Origin of the sequence: Fibrobacter sp. UWH5 (assembly GCF_900142505.1) — a bacterium.
Taxonomy (GTDB): domain Bacteria; phylum Fibrobacterota; class Fibrobacteria; order Fibrobacterales; family Fibrobacteraceae; genus Fibrobacter.
Genome location: NZ_FRBB01000001.1, coordinates 168698 through 185142, shown reverse-complemented (window position 1 = coordinate 185142; position 16445 = coordinate 168698). Strand labels below are relative to the sequence as shown.

General features: G+C 50.8%; 9 protein-coding genes and 1 tRNA gene. 6 read left to right on the top strand and 4 right to left on the bottom strand.

Features of this window, described 5'->3' with window-relative positions; all coding sequences use genetic code 11:
• Positions 1 to 32: 32 nt before the first annotated feature.
• Together ychF and BUB38_RS00860 are read left to right on the top strand one after the other, a co-directional pair.
• Positions 33 to 1130: a redox-regulated ATPase YchF gene (gene ychF, locus BUB38_RS00865; protein ID WP_073155757.1), complete on the top strand. Its 1098-nt coding sequence runs from the start codon at positions 33 to 35 to the stop codon at positions 1128 to 1130.
• Positions 1131 to 1490: 360 nt separating this feature from the next.
• Positions 1491 to 2522, top strand: a complete 1032-nt coding sequence (locus tag BUB38_RS00860; protein WP_073155754.1) for a hypothetical protein — start codon at positions 1491 to 1493, stop codon at positions 2520 to 2522.
• Between the two features lie 14 nt (positions 2523 to 2536).
• Here BUB38_RS00860 and BUB38_RS00855 read toward each other — a convergent pair whose 3' ends face one another.
• Positions 2537 to 4537: a response regulator gene (locus BUB38_RS00855; RefSeq protein WP_139258144.1), complete on the bottom strand. Its 2001-nt coding sequence runs from the start codon at positions 4535 to 4537 to the stop codon at positions 2537 to 2539.
• A 123-nt stretch (positions 4538 to 4660) separates the two neighbouring features.
• Here BUB38_RS00855 and uvrA point away from each other — a divergent pair, with 123 nt between their 5' ends.
• From uvrA to BUB38_RS00835, 4 genes are all read left to right on the top strand, one after another.
• Positions 4661 to 10006 carry an excinuclease ABC subunit UvrA gene (gene uvrA / locus BUB38_RS00850; protein WP_073155749.1) on the top strand — a complete coding sequence of 1782 codons (5346 nt, stop codon included), beginning with the start codon at positions 4661 to 4663 and terminating at the stop codon, positions 10004 to 10006.
• Between the two features lie 107 nt (positions 10007 to 10113).
• Positions 10114 to 12441, top strand: a complete 2328-nt coding sequence (locus tag BUB38_RS00845; RefSeq protein ID WP_073155746.1) for a formylglycine-generating enzyme family protein — start codon at positions 10114 to 10116, stop codon at positions 12439 to 12441.
• Positions 12438 to 13016 carry a hypothetical protein gene (locus tag BUB38_RS00840; protein ID WP_073155744.1) on the top strand — a complete coding sequence of 193 codons (579 nt, stop codon included), beginning with the start codon at positions 12438 to 12440 and terminating at the stop codon, positions 13014 to 13016. Before BUB38_RS00845 ends, BUB38_RS00840 begins: the two co-directional genes overlap by 4 nt.
• Before the next feature lie 20 nt (positions 13017 to 13036).
• Positions 13037 to 13109, top strand: a tRNA-Ala gene (locus BUB38_RS00835).
• Here BUB38_RS00835 and BUB38_RS00830 read toward each other — a convergent pair.
• From BUB38_RS00830 to BUB38_RS00820, 3 genes are all read right to left on the bottom strand, one after another.
• On the bottom strand, positions 13110 to 14465 hold the full coding sequence (locus BUB38_RS00830) for a hypothetical protein (protein WP_139258143.1): 1356 nt from the start codon (positions 14463 to 14465) through the stop codon (positions 13110 to 13112).
• A gap of 26 nt (positions 14466 to 14491) precedes the next feature.
• A complete protein-coding gene (locus BUB38_RS00825) occupies positions 14492 to 14914 on the bottom strand; it encodes a hypothetical protein (protein ID WP_073155737.1) in 423 nt (140 codons plus the stop codon).
• Between the two features lie 73 nt (positions 14915 to 14987).
• Positions 14988 to 16442 (bottom strand): sigma-54 interaction domain-containing protein, encoded by a 1455-nt coding sequence (locus tag BUB38_RS00820; protein ID WP_073155734.1) that lies wholly within the window; start codon positions 16440 to 16442, stop codon positions 14988 to 14990.
• Between the last annotated feature and the right edge of the window lie 3 nt (positions 16443 to 16445).

The window sequence follows — 16445 nt, the reverse complement described above, 5'->3', positions numbered from 1 at the left end:
GAACATTCCGGCAGTTATAAACGGAGATCATCATGGGTTTTAAATGTGGTATCGTAGGTCTTCCCAACGTGGGCAAGAGCACCATCTTTAACGCAATCACCAACGCCGGCGCCGAAGCCGCCAACTACCCCTTCTGCACCATCGATCCCAACGTAGGTATGGTGAACGTTCCCGACGCACGTCTAGACGCCCTGGTAAAAGTTTATAATCCCAAGTCTATCGTTCCCGCCGTTACCGAATTCGTCGATATCGCAGGTCTCGTAAAGGGCGCCGCCCAGGGTGAAGGCCTTGGCAACCAGTTCCTGACCCACATCCGTGAATGCCAGGCTATCATGGAAGTGATTCGTTGCTTCGACGACGGCGACATCGTTCACGTCCATGGTTCCGTGGATCCGGTCCGCGATGTTGAAATCATCGAAACCGAACTGATCCTGAAGGATTTGGAATCCGTTGAAAAACGCCTGGCCACCGAAGCCAAGAACGCCCGTATGGGCGGTGCCGAAGCCAAGGCACGTCTGGCCGCTTGCGAAAAGCTCCGCGACGCCTTCCAGGAAGGTAAGGCCGCCCGCGGTCTCATCGGCGACAGCGAAGAAATGGACCAGGTCATCAAGGATCTGGCACTCCTCACAGCAAAGCCCCTGTTCTATTGTGCCAACGTGAAGGAAGACGACATCCTGACCGGCAACGCCTACGTGGACGCCCTCAAGGATTACGCCTCCAAGAACGGTCACGAAGTCATCATGATCAGCGGCAAGATCGAAGAAGAACTTTCTCAGATGGATCCCGCCGACAAGGTGGAATTCCTGAAGGATCTGGGTCTCCAGGAATCCGGTTTGGACGCCGTTGTCCGTAAGGGTTACGAAATTCTCGGCCTCCGTACCTTCCTTACCGCAGGCGAAAAGGAATGCCGTGCATGGACTTTTGAAGCTGGCTTCAAGGCTCCCCAGTGCGCAGGAGTCATCCACTCCGACTTCGAACGCGGCTTCATCCGTGCAGAAACCCTCTCCTTCGCCGACTTCGAAAAGTACGGCAGCTGGAACGCCGCCAAGGAAGCAGGCGTGCTCCGCACCGAAGGTAAGGAATACGTGGTGCAAGACGGCGACATCATGCTGTTCCGCTTCAACGTGTAGTTAGCTTAAAGCGCATAGCTGAAAGATTAAAGAAGTCTGCAGTTTCTCGACTGCGGGCTTTTTTCAATTATGAAATACGAAATATGAATTAATGGAATTCATCAATTCGTTTATAGTTAGCAGTTTCATACCAAACATCCAATATCTCATATCTAATAACTCATATCTATCTCTAGCGCCTCCGGCGCGATTATGACAACTCACATCTTGTATCTAACATCTGGCAACTTATATCTGACATCCATCCCCTAGGCTCCATTTCTTACAAATTACTTTTGTTTTGCATAAACTAGTGATAAAAATCACATTTCATATGTATTTTTGCTATCATTGAAACAAACCTGTTTGGAGGTAGTCGGAGTGTTCATTAAAGAAGAAAAGGGTTCCACCCTTTTGTTAAAGCTATTTGCCATTCTGTTCAGCATCTTCATGGTTCTGGCCTATGTATTCCTGCACACTGTCGATGCTACGGGAAAACTAATCTTCCAGAATACTGGAGCCGTCTGCGACGCCAACGCCGTAGGTTACTGCTTCACCATGGAAATCCTATACTTCGCCATTTTAGGCGTCATTGCGGTTCTAGGATTTCTTACAGTCACTCTCACAACATTAGAATGGGCTCTACGTCGAGAATCAGACTCCTCCATTCCTGATTTCTACCGAAATTTCGTAGCGTTCCTAAACTGCATCAAGATCGCTTTGGCAGTTCTCTTCACCACCCTATTCATCAATTATTCTAAAGCCACCTGGGTCATTCCCATCGCCGTATTCGCCTCCCTCATCCTAGACGGTTTCGTTTGGAACAAGCGATGCCGTGAAGTCAACGCCAAACACCAAAGTCTGTTCCTAGACGTGATTACAGAATTCATGAACATCTTTACCACCAAGAGAAGCAGGAATGCAGAAAACATTCCCCACAGACACAGCTTAGTATTCTACGTGGTAGCCACCCTATTCATCATTTTCTGCGTACACGCCATTTCAGGAAACATCAAGCCAGACTTTGGTCAGAACGCCAGGTCCACCATAGAACAAGTTGATCAAGCCAAGGCCGACTCTACCGTCAGCGAAGTCCAGATAGAAGAAGCCAACAAGGCAAAGAAATTCGTCAAGGCCAAAATCCGGGAAAGACGCCGTAAAAAAATCGAGGCTGCCAGAATCCGTGCCCTAAGAGAAGCGGAGAAATCTCAAGAAACTCCCAGTACAGAAGACAACGACGAAGATACGAATAACGAAGTGCAAAACGACGAGGAATCAGGCAACACCGCAACCAACAGCGAAGAAGCCGATAGCTCAGAAACCCACACTCCCGTTGCAGCAAGTTCTATTCCAGCAGTAAATACTGCCGCCAACACAACTTCAGATGACGACGATGATGAGGACTGGTGGTAATCCAGCCTCATTTTTTACTTGCCCAGAACTCTTACGATTTCTCTGTAGAGTTTATCCAACTCAATGGGTTTTGAGGTAAAGCCGTTCATACCCGCATCATAGGCTTTTTTACGGTCTTCGTCAAAGACATTTGCGGTCATAGCGATAATGGGGATGCTCGCCCTGGCAGGATTCGTCATATTGCGGATACGTCGAGTCGCCTCGACGCCATCCATATGAGGCATCTGAACATCCATCAAGATAAAATCGTAATTAAAAGGCTCTAGGTTCTGAACAACAGAAACGCACTTGACTCCGTCTTCTACAAAATCAACTTCGAAGCCCATTTCATGCAACAGCTCACCGGCAATTTCACGGTTCAGTTCGTTATCTTCAGCCACAAGAATTCGCATTCCCTTTAGGCGAGATACATCAAGGTCTGCATTTTCTTTCTGCGAGCATTCAAATTTATCAATAACCTTTAGAGGTACCTTGATCGATATTTTTGTACCCTTACCTAATTGACTTTCCACGTTGATGGATCCGTTCATCAGGTCAACCAATTTCTTGGTAATGCCCATTCCCAGGCCAGTGCCCAAAATACGGTTTTCGGTAACGCTCTTTTCGCGAGAGAAACTATCAAAAATATGAGGAATAAAATCCTCGGAAATTCCAATTCCTGAATCTTCCACAATAGTTTCAAACAGGCGAATCCCTTCCTGTTCATGGGGGTAATCCCTGACAGAAATCCTGATACGGCCCCCTTCGGGAGTATACTTGACGGCATTGCTGATCACATTCAGCAGAATTCCCTGAATCTTGGTCATATCGCAAAGAACGTAAGGATGATCGGGATAAATTTCATCTGTCACCACAATCTTTTTCTTGCGATATTCTTCATCAAAGACCGCTCTAATCTGCGACGCAATGTCGAAAAGATTTGTCGGTTTTTCGTTCACGGATGTGGCTCCGCTTTCGATTCGCGCCATTTCAAGAACTTCATTAATGAGGTTCAGCAGATAGGACCCAGCGCCCTTGATCTTATTGGCATAGGATTTGATCAATTCAGGATCGTCGCTATGTTTTTCCAGGAGGTTTGCAAAACCCAGAATGGCATTCATGGGCGTTCGGATATCGTGGCTCATGTTGAAGAGGAAGGTACTCTTGGATTTGTTGGCTTGTTCTGCAACTCTCAAGGACTCTTCTAGCAAAGCCTCTTGCTTCTTTGCTTCGTCTTCACAAGCGACACCGATGACAATCACTTCAAAATTTTCGGCGTTGCCAAGTCGAACCGCCTTGAACAGGTAGAAGTGCGGTTCCCCATTCAACACCATACGATAATGATAGGAGAATGTTCCCTCCTCACGCATCACTCTTACCAGGTTGCTGAACTCGCATGTCTTAAGCATGTCTTCTCGATCTGCTTCATAAACATTGTTCTGGATGTAAGCCCCCATAATGTTTTCGTAAAGGGGAGCATTCTGTATGGTCTGCTGAACACCCACGGCCTTTTCAGAATATCGGAAGGTTCGAGCCTCACGGGTTTTGGCATTTACGGTAAAGATATTGGTAAAGTTTTCAGCCAGAACGTTGATGATTCCTACCTGCAGGTAGCTTTCCCTTCGGGTCTGGTCGATATTTTCTACAACACACAGAACCTTTTCCAGAAGTCCGTTAGCCTGCCTGGTCACCGCAATAAATCGACAACGGCACCAACCCATGGTACAGCTAAGAAACTCAAGAGCAATCTGATTGACGTCCTTCAACCTTTCATCTAGGGTTTCAATATCACTAAACAGTGACACCTCGTTCCTAGAAATCGGGTCTGTCAAAATACCCAGAACAAAGGGAAGGAGTCTTCGAATATCTTGATTACCGAATTTTTGAATAATGGCATCAATATTCGGCGTGGTCTTAACCGGTTCAAAGGTAAAGTCCAGCATGTTCAAGATATGCATCGACACGTAAGAAGACGCCGTCGCCTGCAAGACCAGCTCCAGCATTTCACGTTCGTTGTTCTGCTCTACATTATCCATAATACTAATGATACATTCAAACAATTAAAATGATCCATCAAGTCTTCAATTTCCATTATCCAATATGGCTTATTTAGCCCACAAGTCATTGATTTCTATTCAAATGTTCACTATATTTGAGGTATGACAAAGTCCATCGACATCCGCGACGCTCACGAGCATAACCTCCGACATGTAAGTCTATCCATTCCCCGCGACTCCATCGTAGTCGTCACCGGCGTTTCGGGCTCGGGAAAATCCAGCCTGGCCTTCGATACGGTGTTCCAGGAAGGGCAGCGTCGTTTCGTGGAATCCCTTTCAGCTTATGCCCGCCAGTTTATTGGACGGATGAAGCGCCCCGAAGTGGAAAGTGTCCGCGGCATTTCTCCCACCATCAGCATCGACCAGAAAACGGTGAACCGAAACCCACGTAGTACCGTGGGAACAGTGGTAGAAATCCTGGACCATTACCGCCTACTTTTTGCACGCCTTGGCGTGCCTCATTGCCCTAAGTGTGGACGCGTAATCCAGGCGCAAACGGTAGACCAGATTGTTGATAATCTCTATGCCGGGGACGAAGGAAAACAGCTGACAGTCATGGCCCCCATTGTACAGGAACGTAAGGGCGAATACCGCAAGGAGCTGGCAGAGCTTAAGGAGAAGGGCTTTGTTCGCGCCCGTGTAGACGGGGTGATTTATAGAATTGAAGAAGTGCCGCAATTGGTGCGATACGAGAAGCATACCATCGAAGCGGTGATTGACCGCCTAGTTCTAGAACGCAAGAACATGAGCCGCCTCCGCGAAGCCCTGGAAGGGGCGTTAAAGTTGACCGAAGGTAAACTGGTGAGTTTCTTGTTCGGTGCTACCGGTGCAACGGGTTCTGCAGAAGTTTCTGGTGCGAACGGCGCCGAGGAATACCGTCTGCAGGGTACGCTGCTAGCTTGCCCCAAGTGCAACATCTCCATCCCGGAACTGGAACCGCGATTCTTCAGTTTTAACGATCCCAAGGGGCAATGCCCCGCTTGCCGCGGTCTCGGAGAAAGCTGCAAGTTCGACGTAAATCTGGTAGTTCCCGACAAGACATTGTCCTTGAAGCAGGGAGCCCTAGCCTGCCAGAAGAAGGACGATGGCAATATCATCTTTAGCGATTTCGGCTGGCGCAACTTGCGAACCATCGCCAACGAAATGAAGTTTACGTTTGACACGCCTTGGAACAAGCTGAAAAAGGAACAGCAGGATGCCATTCTGTACGGCACTCCTAGCGGCAGCGAACGAGGCGTCATCAGCATCATGCAGGAACTGTGGGACATGTGGCATATTTTCCACTTCCGCAAGTTCATGGAAATTGGAGTCTGCCCCGAATGCAAGGGCACCCGCATTAACCCCATCGCCAACGCCGTAGATTTTCACGGTCATAACATTACGGAACTGACCGACTGGTCTGTAGAAAAGTCTGTAGAATTTTTCGACAATTTGAAGTTGAGCGAAAAGGAATTGCGAATCGGCAAGGAAGTGCTGAAGGAGATTCGCGGCCGTCTGAGTTTCTTGAATGCGGTGGGTCTTGGTTACCTGAACATTTCTCGCAAGGCCTCTACCTTGAGCGGTGGCGAGGCACAGCGAATTCGCCTGGCCAGTGCTGTGGGCGCCGGGCTTCAAGGTGTGCTGTACGTTCTTGACGAACCCAGTATCGGTTTGCACCCCCGCGACAACGACAAGCTGCTGGGAATGCTGGAACATTTGAGAGCCCAGGGCAACAGCCTGATTGTGGTGGAACACGACGAAGACACCATGCGTCACGCCGATTGCGTCATTGACGTGGGCCCCGGCGCCGGTGTAGAAGGCGGACGAATCATCGCCGCAGGAACCGTTGATGAACTAGAAAAGAATAAAGCTTCTCTCACAGGCGCATACCTGAGCGGACGTAAGGCAATCGAGATTCCTGCAGAACGGAAGAAAATTACCAAGGACACCCCGAAACTGAAGGTGTGCGGAGCCGCCGAGAACAACCTGAAAAACATCGATGTGGAATTTCCGCTGGACGGCGCCCTCACGGTGGTAACCGGCGTTTCGGGTTCCGGCAAGAGCACCTTGGTTAATCAGATTTTGCGTCGTGAACTGGCCCGCGTATTCTTCAACTCCGAAGAACCTGTGGGAAAGTTCGACCACATGGAAGGCCTCGAAAATATCGACAAGGTCATTGAAATCGACCAGACACCCATTGGCCGCACCCCCCGCAGCAATCCTGCCACCTACACAAAAATCTGGGACGACATCCGCGACCTTTTCGCCAGCATGGAAGAAAGCAAGATCCGCGGTTACAGCAAGAGCCGATTCAGCTTTAACGTGAAAGGCGGCCGCTGCGATGCCTGCGAAGGTGCCGGCGTAAAAGTAGTGGACATGCACATTCTGCCTTCTGTCCAGGTGACCTGCGAAGTCTGTAACGGCAAGCGTTTTAATGACGCCACCCGCGAAGTTTATTATAAGGGCAAGAATGTTTCCGAAATTCTAGACATGAGCATCAGCGAAGCCGCAGAATTTTTCAAGGACATTTCCAAAATCGCCCAGCCGCTGAATCTGCTTTGCGAAGTGGGCCTTGGTTACCTGACCTTAGGACAGCCCTCCACAACCTTGAGCGGCGGCGAAGCACAACGTATCAAGATCGCTTCTGAACTGCGCAGGCCCGGTACCGGCAAGACCCTTTATCTGTTAGACGAACCGACCACAGGTCTCCATTTCGAAGACATCCGCAAGCTCATGGAATGTCTGAACCGCTTGCGCAGCCTGGGCAACAGCGTCATCATTATCGAACACAATCTTGACGTAATCAAGTGCGCCGACTGGATTATCGACCTGGGCCCCGATGCAGGCATTCACGGCGGAAAGATTATCGCCACCGGCACACCGGAACAAATCGCCAAATGCAAGAAGTCAGAAACAGGCCGCTACCTGGCTCCGGTACTGGCAAAAAAACACGGCGAGAACGTTCCTGTCAGCCAGATGGGAGCCGTTGCCGAAAACCGCGCCATCTATAACGCAGCCGCCAAGAAGGCGGGAGTTGACGGCCCTTCCCTTGACATCGAAGTTCGAGGCGCCCGCAAGCACAACCTCAAGAACATTGACGTTACCATTCCCCGCCACAAACTGACGGTGGTAACAGGCGTTAGCGGCTCCGGAAAATCCAGCCTGGCATTCCATACTTTGTTCAACGAAGGCCAGCGCCGCTTTGTGGAAACCCTCAGCACTTACGCCCGACGATTCCTGGGCCGCCCCGACCGCGGAAGCATCGATTCCATTACAGGTCTCGCCCCCGCCATCGCCATCGACCAGAAAAGCGCCAGCAAGAGCCCTCGCAGCACCGTGGCCACCCTCACCGAAATCTACGATTACTTCCGTATTTTCTGGTCCCGCGCAGGTACGCCCCACTGCCTCCATTGCGGCAAGCCCGTGGATTCCTATGCCGCCGGCGACTTGATCCAATTGGCCTTCAGCCGCGACCTGAACAAGATGGTTACCGTCCTCGCCCCCTTCCAGGTAAAGGACATCCTGAAACTTTCAAAAATTTTGACAGAAAAGGGATACCGCAAGGTGTACATGGGCGACCAGCTGGTAGAATTGCCGCTGCCCAAGATTCCCACCCGCGAAAAACAGGTGCTGGCCATTGTGGACCAGGTTGTCGTCAAGGAAGATAACCGAGCCCGACTGGTCGAAGCCTTTGAAAGGGCTTACCGCGACGGGAACGGCATCCTGTACATGGACTGCGAAGGGGAAGAACGTCTTTCCGCCAGCGAAAAACCGGGTTGCCCTGAATGCGGCTGGTACATGGACAACGCCCTGAATCCCAAGTTCTTCAGTTTCAACACCCACTGGGGTGCCTGCGAAACCTGCCTTGGCCTTGGTTACCTAAAAGACGGCAAGAAGGACTCCCCCAAGGAATGCCCCAGCTGCCATGGAGAACGTCTAAAGCCGGAATATCTTGCCGTACGAATCAACGGCAAGAACATCATGGACGTTCATCACATGAGTATCGCCAATGCCCGTGACTGGTTCGCCAACGTGAACTTCGACAACGACAAGAACGCCGAAGGCAAGCGCACCGTAGCAGAGCCCTTGCTCCGCGAAATCATCGGCCGCCTGGACTTCCTGAAATCTGTGGGTCTGGGATACATCGGCCTGGACCGCGCCGGCGACACCCTGAGCGGTGGCGAATCCCAGCGTATCCGCCTAGCAAGCCAGATCGGCAGCGGCCTAGAAGGTGTGCTATACGTTCTGGACGAACCCACCGTCGGTCTTCACGAAAGTGACACCGCAAAACTGCTAGACACCTTGTACCGACTCCGCGACCTGGGCAACACATTGGTGGTTGTTGAACACGACCAGAAGATGATGGAAGCCGCCGACCACATTATCGATATGGGTCCTGGCGCAGGCGACTTCGGTGGCGAAGTGGTAGCCGAAGGTTCCCCCACCTTGCTGGCCAAGCCTTACGCCCTGCAGCAATTCCCCCGCAGTGAAACCGTAAAGTTCCTAACCCACCAAACCCCCGTGGCCAACGAAGTGGCCCCCATCCGCATTACCGACTCCACGGAATTCTATACATTTAGCGGTCTCTGCCACAACAACCTCAAGAACCTTTCCGTAAAGTTCCCCAAGAGCGCCGTCAGCGTGGTCTGCGGAGTTTCCGGTTCCGGCAAGAGTTCCCTGGTCATGGACGAGATTTACCCCGCCCTCAAGAAAAAATTCCAGGCCCGCGGAAAGAAAAAGCAAACTGGTGAAGTACTTCTGGTAGACCAGAGCCCCATTTCGGGCACTCCCCGCAGTACCCCCGCCAGCTTTACCGGCGTATTCGACGATATCCGCAAACTGTTCGCCAAGCTGGAACAGTCCAAGGTCAAGGGCTTTGACTATGGCCGATTCAGCTATAACCTGGCCAGAGGCCGCTGCGAAGCCTGCGAAGGGCGAGGCGCCATCTCCGTAGAAATGCACTTCCTTTCAGACATCTGGGAACCCTGCGAAGTTTGCGGTGGCAAGCGTTACAACCAGGAAACCCTAACCGTCACTTTCAAGGGGAAGAACATCGCCGACGTCCTGGACATGCGCGTGGTTGAAGCCTGTGAATTCTTCAAGGACCAACCCAAGATTTTGCCCAAGCTGGAATGCCTCCGTGATGTGGGCTTACCCTACGTCAAGTTAGGACAGCCCGTAACCACCCTCAGCGGCGGCGAGTCACAACGCCTAAAACTGGCAGCGGAACTGGCCAAACGTCCCGCCACCGAAATGGTGTACCTGTTAGACGAACCCACCACCGGCCTCCACCTAAAAGATATCCAGATTCTATGGAACCTGCTACGCAGACTTTCTGCCCGTGGCGACACGGTAATCGTCATCGAGCACCACCCCGACATTATCCGTCTGGCCGACTGGAAGGTGGAATTGGGCCCCGTAGGCGGATCTGAAGGCGGACATTTGTTGGAAATGGGCATTAATGAATAGAAATTAGAGCTCTCATTTTATGATTTTACACAAAAAAGTTATTTTTATGTAATAAAATTGCGATGTTTTAGAACATCCCTAAAAGAGCTTTGATTAGAGGAGAAAATATGAAGTTTTCACACCTGTGCGCCCGCTGTTTGCCGCTCTTGATGCTGCTCCCAGCACTCTCCATGGCAGACAGTGACCGCAACTACAAGATTGCTCCCAACCTGTTCAAGAAAGGCGTAGGAATGCATGAAGTGGCAGACATGCCCATCGTGCGTGAAGGCGGGCTCTCCATTTCTGAAACGCCGACCATTCCTCTTAAGTCCAACACCATCTACCTCCGTCAGAAAAAGGGTCCCAAGGAATACCACTGGTTCTCTGGTCAGCTGGATGTCAACAACTTTACCCGACTCCACGCTTTCAGCCTTAAGGAAAATTACCTGAAATCCTCCGAAGTCATCGGTATGCGTTTTTACGGTTCTTCCAACACCAAGGCATTCCAGGATGAATCAGACATCTACTTTGACAAGGAATACATATACTCTCCCCGCGTCCCCAAGCTGTTCTTCCGCAAGAATGACCGCTGGCAGATGCTCAAGGAAACGGACCTTCCCGGCGTAATCAATATCAGCTCTCCAATAAAGGACCTGCAGACCACATCCATCACCATCAAGATGGTGGACTCGGTACCTTCCAGAATCTACCCTGTCAAGCCGGGTATGTACGCCTTCGCCTTTAGCGCTCCGGACTACCTCCCCTATGTAGACGCCGTTTATGTTCCTAGCGGAAGTGTTGTGGAACTGAAACCGGAATTGATCGCAGTTGATACCACAGCCATCAATCCGCCCAAGACAACCGTCACCCTAGATAGCGTTGCCGCAGCCAGGACTCTGGAACAGACTGAATACCTGTACGATAAGCTCACATACGAACTGCAGCGTAACGTAGACCTGGTAGACACAAACGAATTTTCAAAGATTTACCCCACCCCCAGGCGTCCCCTGACCTTGAACATCGCCGAAGACGAACAGCCCTACCACGACTACATGGTAAGATTCAAGCAGAAGCGTCTTGAAGCTCTAGACTTATGGCGTTCCAGCAAGATGGGTCCCGCTAGACTGGTAAACAAGGCCCTCCGTCGTAAGCTGGACAGCCTGCAGGCCCTCCCTCTTCGAGGAGCCATGATCCCTTCGAAAATGGAACCGGTTTACGGAATTGACCCTGCAACAAACGAAAAGGCCGTCGTGGGCATCCGAGTTTTTCTGGGCAAGGACCATGAACGTTACGACGTTTCCTGGAACGGCTATGTAGACGGATACACTCCCGATTCTCTTTACGCCATGATCGTTGCAGGCGCCAGCGTCCGCGCCATCATCACCCTCGAAAACAACAAGCCCGTCTGGCATTACCAGGAAGGCCTGCTCAAAGGTCGCTACCAGTATCGCTACTCAAAGCTGGAACTGGAAGTAGATAAGAACATCCTGCCCAGCCACGGTAGTTTTGAACTGCCGGGCTACATCTACGATATGACCGAAGTCCAGGACTGGCTCAACCGCCCCATAGAACCTCCTCCTCAGGAAATCAGCGAGGAACGCAAGGTTGAAACCGCCAAGGCCGACGAAGGCTTCCATCTAGAAGTCAACGCCAACGCTCCCCGCATTATCAGAGACAAGATCCGTGGCTCCGTGGCACTCATTGACTCGGGGGCCTTTCGTTATTACGGCAAAGTCGTTAGCATGTCTCCTTTCGCCATCCACACCACTGAAGTGACGCAGCAGATGTTCAAGGAAGTCATGGCCAAGATCGACTCCACCCAGAGAATTGAAGACCGTTCCACCTTCCTGGCCCCCCGCAAACCGGTACACAACATCAACTGGGAAGACGCCCGCAAGTTCTGCCAGGCTATTGGTGGTGACCTGCCCACTGAAGCCCAGTGGGAATTTGCAGGCCGAGCCGACAACAACGAGGGCTCCCTGTGGAATCTAGATGAAAATCCCAACGTGAACATCTATGCTGTCTATCGCGACAATTCCTACAAGAAAGGCAAGAGCAGTTTTGACTACGGTCCCCAGCCGGTCAGTTCCAAGAAGCCCAATCAATGGGGACTCTACGACATGTCCGGTAACGTGGCAGAATGGACTCTCGACAGCTACTCCATGTTCTCGTTCTGGGTTGAGGATTCTAACCCCACCGGTTCCATGATGGGCTCCAACAAGGTTTACAAGGGTGGTTCCTGGAAAGACAAGGAATCCGTTCTGAACCTGACCGAACGCGATGATGAAGACCCCCGTTACTGGTCTGACGCAATCGGTTTCCGTTGCGCATTTTCCAGAAGCATCTTCGATATGCGCGAAGTCGATGCAGCCCCCGCCGCAACCGAACCCGAAAAGACCATGAATAACGCTCTAGGCGGAGAAACCTCCTGGACACCTTTCGCAGGTAGTAAATGACAAAGTCTGAAACTCGCAACAGCAGAGAGATGAGATTCTTCAAGAAGATCACAGCCATCCCCTACCTGCTGGTGATCCTTGCCTTTCTGATGCCTATGGCTAACGTATCCTGCAATGACGACAAGGTCATCGCAGAGCCGACCCTCTATGAGCTTGCCACAGGTCTCGACCTGGAACAAGAACTGAAAGAACCGGCTCTTGGCACCCTGAAGAAAATGCAGGCCGGTAATCCCAAGGCTATGGACAAGTTCAAGGAGACCATACCCGAGTTTCCAAAGTTACCTACCATGCCAGTACTTTACGCCTTATTAGTCGGAGCGGTCCTGGCAGCAGCGTTCGCCTTGATTACCCCGCTAGGCTCCATCACAATCGGCATGCTTACCATGGTCGCCTCGTGGGCCTTTGTCGCCCAGCTAAGTAAACTAAACGCAGCCATGGGCATTCCCCTACTTAAGGTAGAACCGGGAATCGGCCTTCATGCAGCATCAGCCCTGATTCTTATCGGAACGGCAATGAATCTAGCCTCGATCATCAGACCGATTGTCGAAGACTTCAAATCACGCAAGAAGAAATAATTTTATCTTGTGCAAAACCTGGGGATATAGCTCAGTTGGTAGAGCAACTGGTTCGCAATCAGTAGGTCATGGGTTCGACTCCCACTATCTCCATTAGAAATTCCATTTAACGCCAGTCTTGATTTCTGAAAGGAAACCGCTCTTGGCGTAAATGCCTTTATAGTAGATCGGCAAGTCATACCAACGGTAAAGCATTTCCATACCTAGGTAGACCGTAAGCCAACTGGGAGTCCAAGACAAGGTCGCTCCCCATACGCCACTGAACTTTTTAAGTTGTTCGTAATCATCGTCTGGACCGGCAACCACAACACCATAGTACAGGTTCATTACGCCTTCCAGCGTAATTTTTGTGCGGAACTTATAGGATAATTTTGAACGCAGGGAAGGTCCAATCCACTTGCCATAAGACTTGTACATGGGAACATCAATAGATACCGTAGAAGAGGAGTCCCCCAAGTTTTCCTCGAACGCCCCCCATCCATTGGGGTTTCCATTGAAGGGATTATTCCCCCAAGGATTTTCATTGTCATAAAATCCGCCATAACCGTTATAACCGCCATAGCCTCCCATATAAGACGGAGCATTCCACCCATCAGAAGATTCCCAATTATTGAATCCGCCATTAAAGGGGACCTCATTATTGAAACCGTCCATCTCATCGTAAGCAGCATTGTACGCCGCCTCGTAATCAGCCATGTAACGTTTGACGTCCACAACGGAGTCTGCCTCAAGTCGCACGCCCAGGTAGACATTTCCATTCCATCCGTACACAGAAGAACGATGCCAAGATCCATACACGGCGAAAGATAGGGGACCATCTGTATCGTAGTATCCCCAGAGAGCCGCCCCTACCCGCTGTTTTTCAAACTTAAAGAAATCCTTTTCTAACCAGGAATAAAAAGAAGGGGAAAAACTTTCATTTGGGGCCGTATTAAAATCCACGCCCATATCAAGAACAAAAGTTGGCGCCACCAACACATATTCCAAGCCAAGAGTCAGTTTCCAGTCGCTGGTATCCAGAGCGGGCATATCCTCATTATCAAAGAACCAGTCCGTCATAGCGGAAACGCCAAGGGAATGGATATAATCGCCAACCGCATAATCGGCAAAAGAGGAAAGGGTAAAGAACAGGTCACCGCCATCTTCGCTTATTTTTTCGACCCAGCCACTCTCTGTGTAATGAAGACCGTAAAAACCAAGGTCTCCCAAAAAACGGAACGACAAAGAAGAACTTCTGTCAGAAACAAGTACTTCCGACGAATCAGTAAAGTCCAGCGCCAGTTTATACTGATTTATAATTTCCTGGATTTCTTCGGTATAGGGACCAGGTATAAGTACGGCCTCTTCAAAGGCTGTCAAGGCTTCGGTTAGATTACCAGCCTCCTCAGCCTGCATGGCACGGTAATATGCCGCCTGCTGAGTCTCGGCCCAAAGCGCAGACACAAGCAATAGAACAACTACTGCCAGCGAACGCATTAATAGCGGTGGCGATCCCCCTCAAAACCGGGACCGCGATTTTCTCGCTGAGGATAACCGTACTGAGACTCAGGACGCTCATAAAAAGGGTTGCGCTCGCGAGATTGATTTTTTGGGAATTCCCCCTCAAAGTGAGCATTTTCGTCCCGCTTTTTCACCGTGTTCTGACGGAAATTTTGTTTTTCCATTGCAGAACGACCTCGCAAATCAGAGAGAATCTGTTCACGGGCCTTACGTCTTTCGGCACGCATCTTCTGCCAGTCTTCACTTTCCTTCGCACCCAAATCTGGCGTTTCTTTCGAAATTTCAGCTCTTTCGGCGGGGGTCGGGACAGAAGACATCGGACGCATCGAAGACTCGGCACCGAAACTCAGCGCCGCAGCCATCATCAGTATCGAAATGAAAGTGTTCTTATTCATCATCCTACTTTCGCAATATCCGTGCCAACTATCCGTTTAGGCAAAACCCTTTCATAGGTCTGCCAAAATATAACAACTAGTTCTTGAAGTCTTCCTTATGCATTCCCAGACGTTCCATAATTTCGCGCAACACCTTGCGGTCAATTCCCAAAATGGATGCGGCCAGGGTAAGGTTTGCGTTACTATCCCGCAGGGCCCTGCCAATAACTTCACGATCCACCGCCTCGCGGGCCTCCTTCAGAGATCTGGGGGAATCCTTGACTTGAGCCTGCATGTCGTCCAATCCCAGGTCCTTAGGCTGCACCACGCCATGAACAGCCTGCACCAAGGCCTTCTGAATCTTGTTTTCCAGTTCGCGGACATTGCCCGGCCAGTAATAACTGAGCATGGCCTTTTCTGCATTACGGCTCAGACGGAACTTACCGCGGCCATATTCCGCACCATATCGGGTCAGAAATTCCTGTGCCAGCAGAACCACATCCTGTTCGCGGTCACGCAAGGCGGGCATCACCACAGGCATCACCTGGATTCTAAAATACAAGTCTTCCCTAAAGCGCTTTTCCTTGACGGCTGTTTCCAGGTCTACGTGGGTCGCACTGATCACGCGGACATTTACAGGAATTTCGCGATTGTCACCTACACGGGTAATATGCTTTTCCTGCAGAACGCGTAAAAGTTTAACCTGCATGTTCATAGGCAACTCGCCAATCTCATCCAGGAAAATCGTGCCGCCGTCAGCCTCTTCGAAGAAACCCTTGCGAGTTTCAATAGCTCCGGTAAAGGAACCCTTGGCATGTCCAAACAGCAAAGATTCCATCAAGTGTTCCGGAATGGCGCCGCAGTTCACTGCAATAAAGGGCTTGTCGCTGCGGGGGCTATGCTTATGGATATAGCGGGCAACGACCTCCTTCCCTGTACCCGTTTCGCCACGGACAATCACGGGCAACGGCAAAGTGGCCAATTTATCGGCCAGGGCAATCAGGTCCGACATGACCTTGCTGGAGTACACCACCCCGTCCTTGTGAACAACATTCTTCAAGACATCCAGCGATTCCTTATCGCGGAGCCTGTCAAACATGGCAAAGGCAAACTTTTCGCACACCGCCACAAAGGAGTCAAAAAGTTGACTGTCGTCTTCCGTAAAAGGTTCCTCGCGGGCGGCACGCTGCAAGTACAGATATCCCGCCTCGGATTCAGGCGTGCGGAACGGCGACACCATAATGCTGGTCAGCTGATTCTGCACAATGGACTTGGAAAGGTCAGCGTTTTCGTCATCCAGCTGGTTCCACACCACGGCCCGCTTTTCGGCCTTGGCCAGCCTTACGGCAGAAATAGAAATAGCCACCGATTCCGGGTTGCTCAGGTGGAGCGGCTTTTCGCCACCAATATCCAGCACAGCGGCATCGGCATGAAGGACCCCGCGGGCCACTTCAAGAATTTTCGGGAAAAGACTCTCGGGCTGCTCCTCATCTAAAAGAGTCTTCACCACATCCAACATTTTTTCCGTGGCAAGCATCGATTCAGATTTCATGAG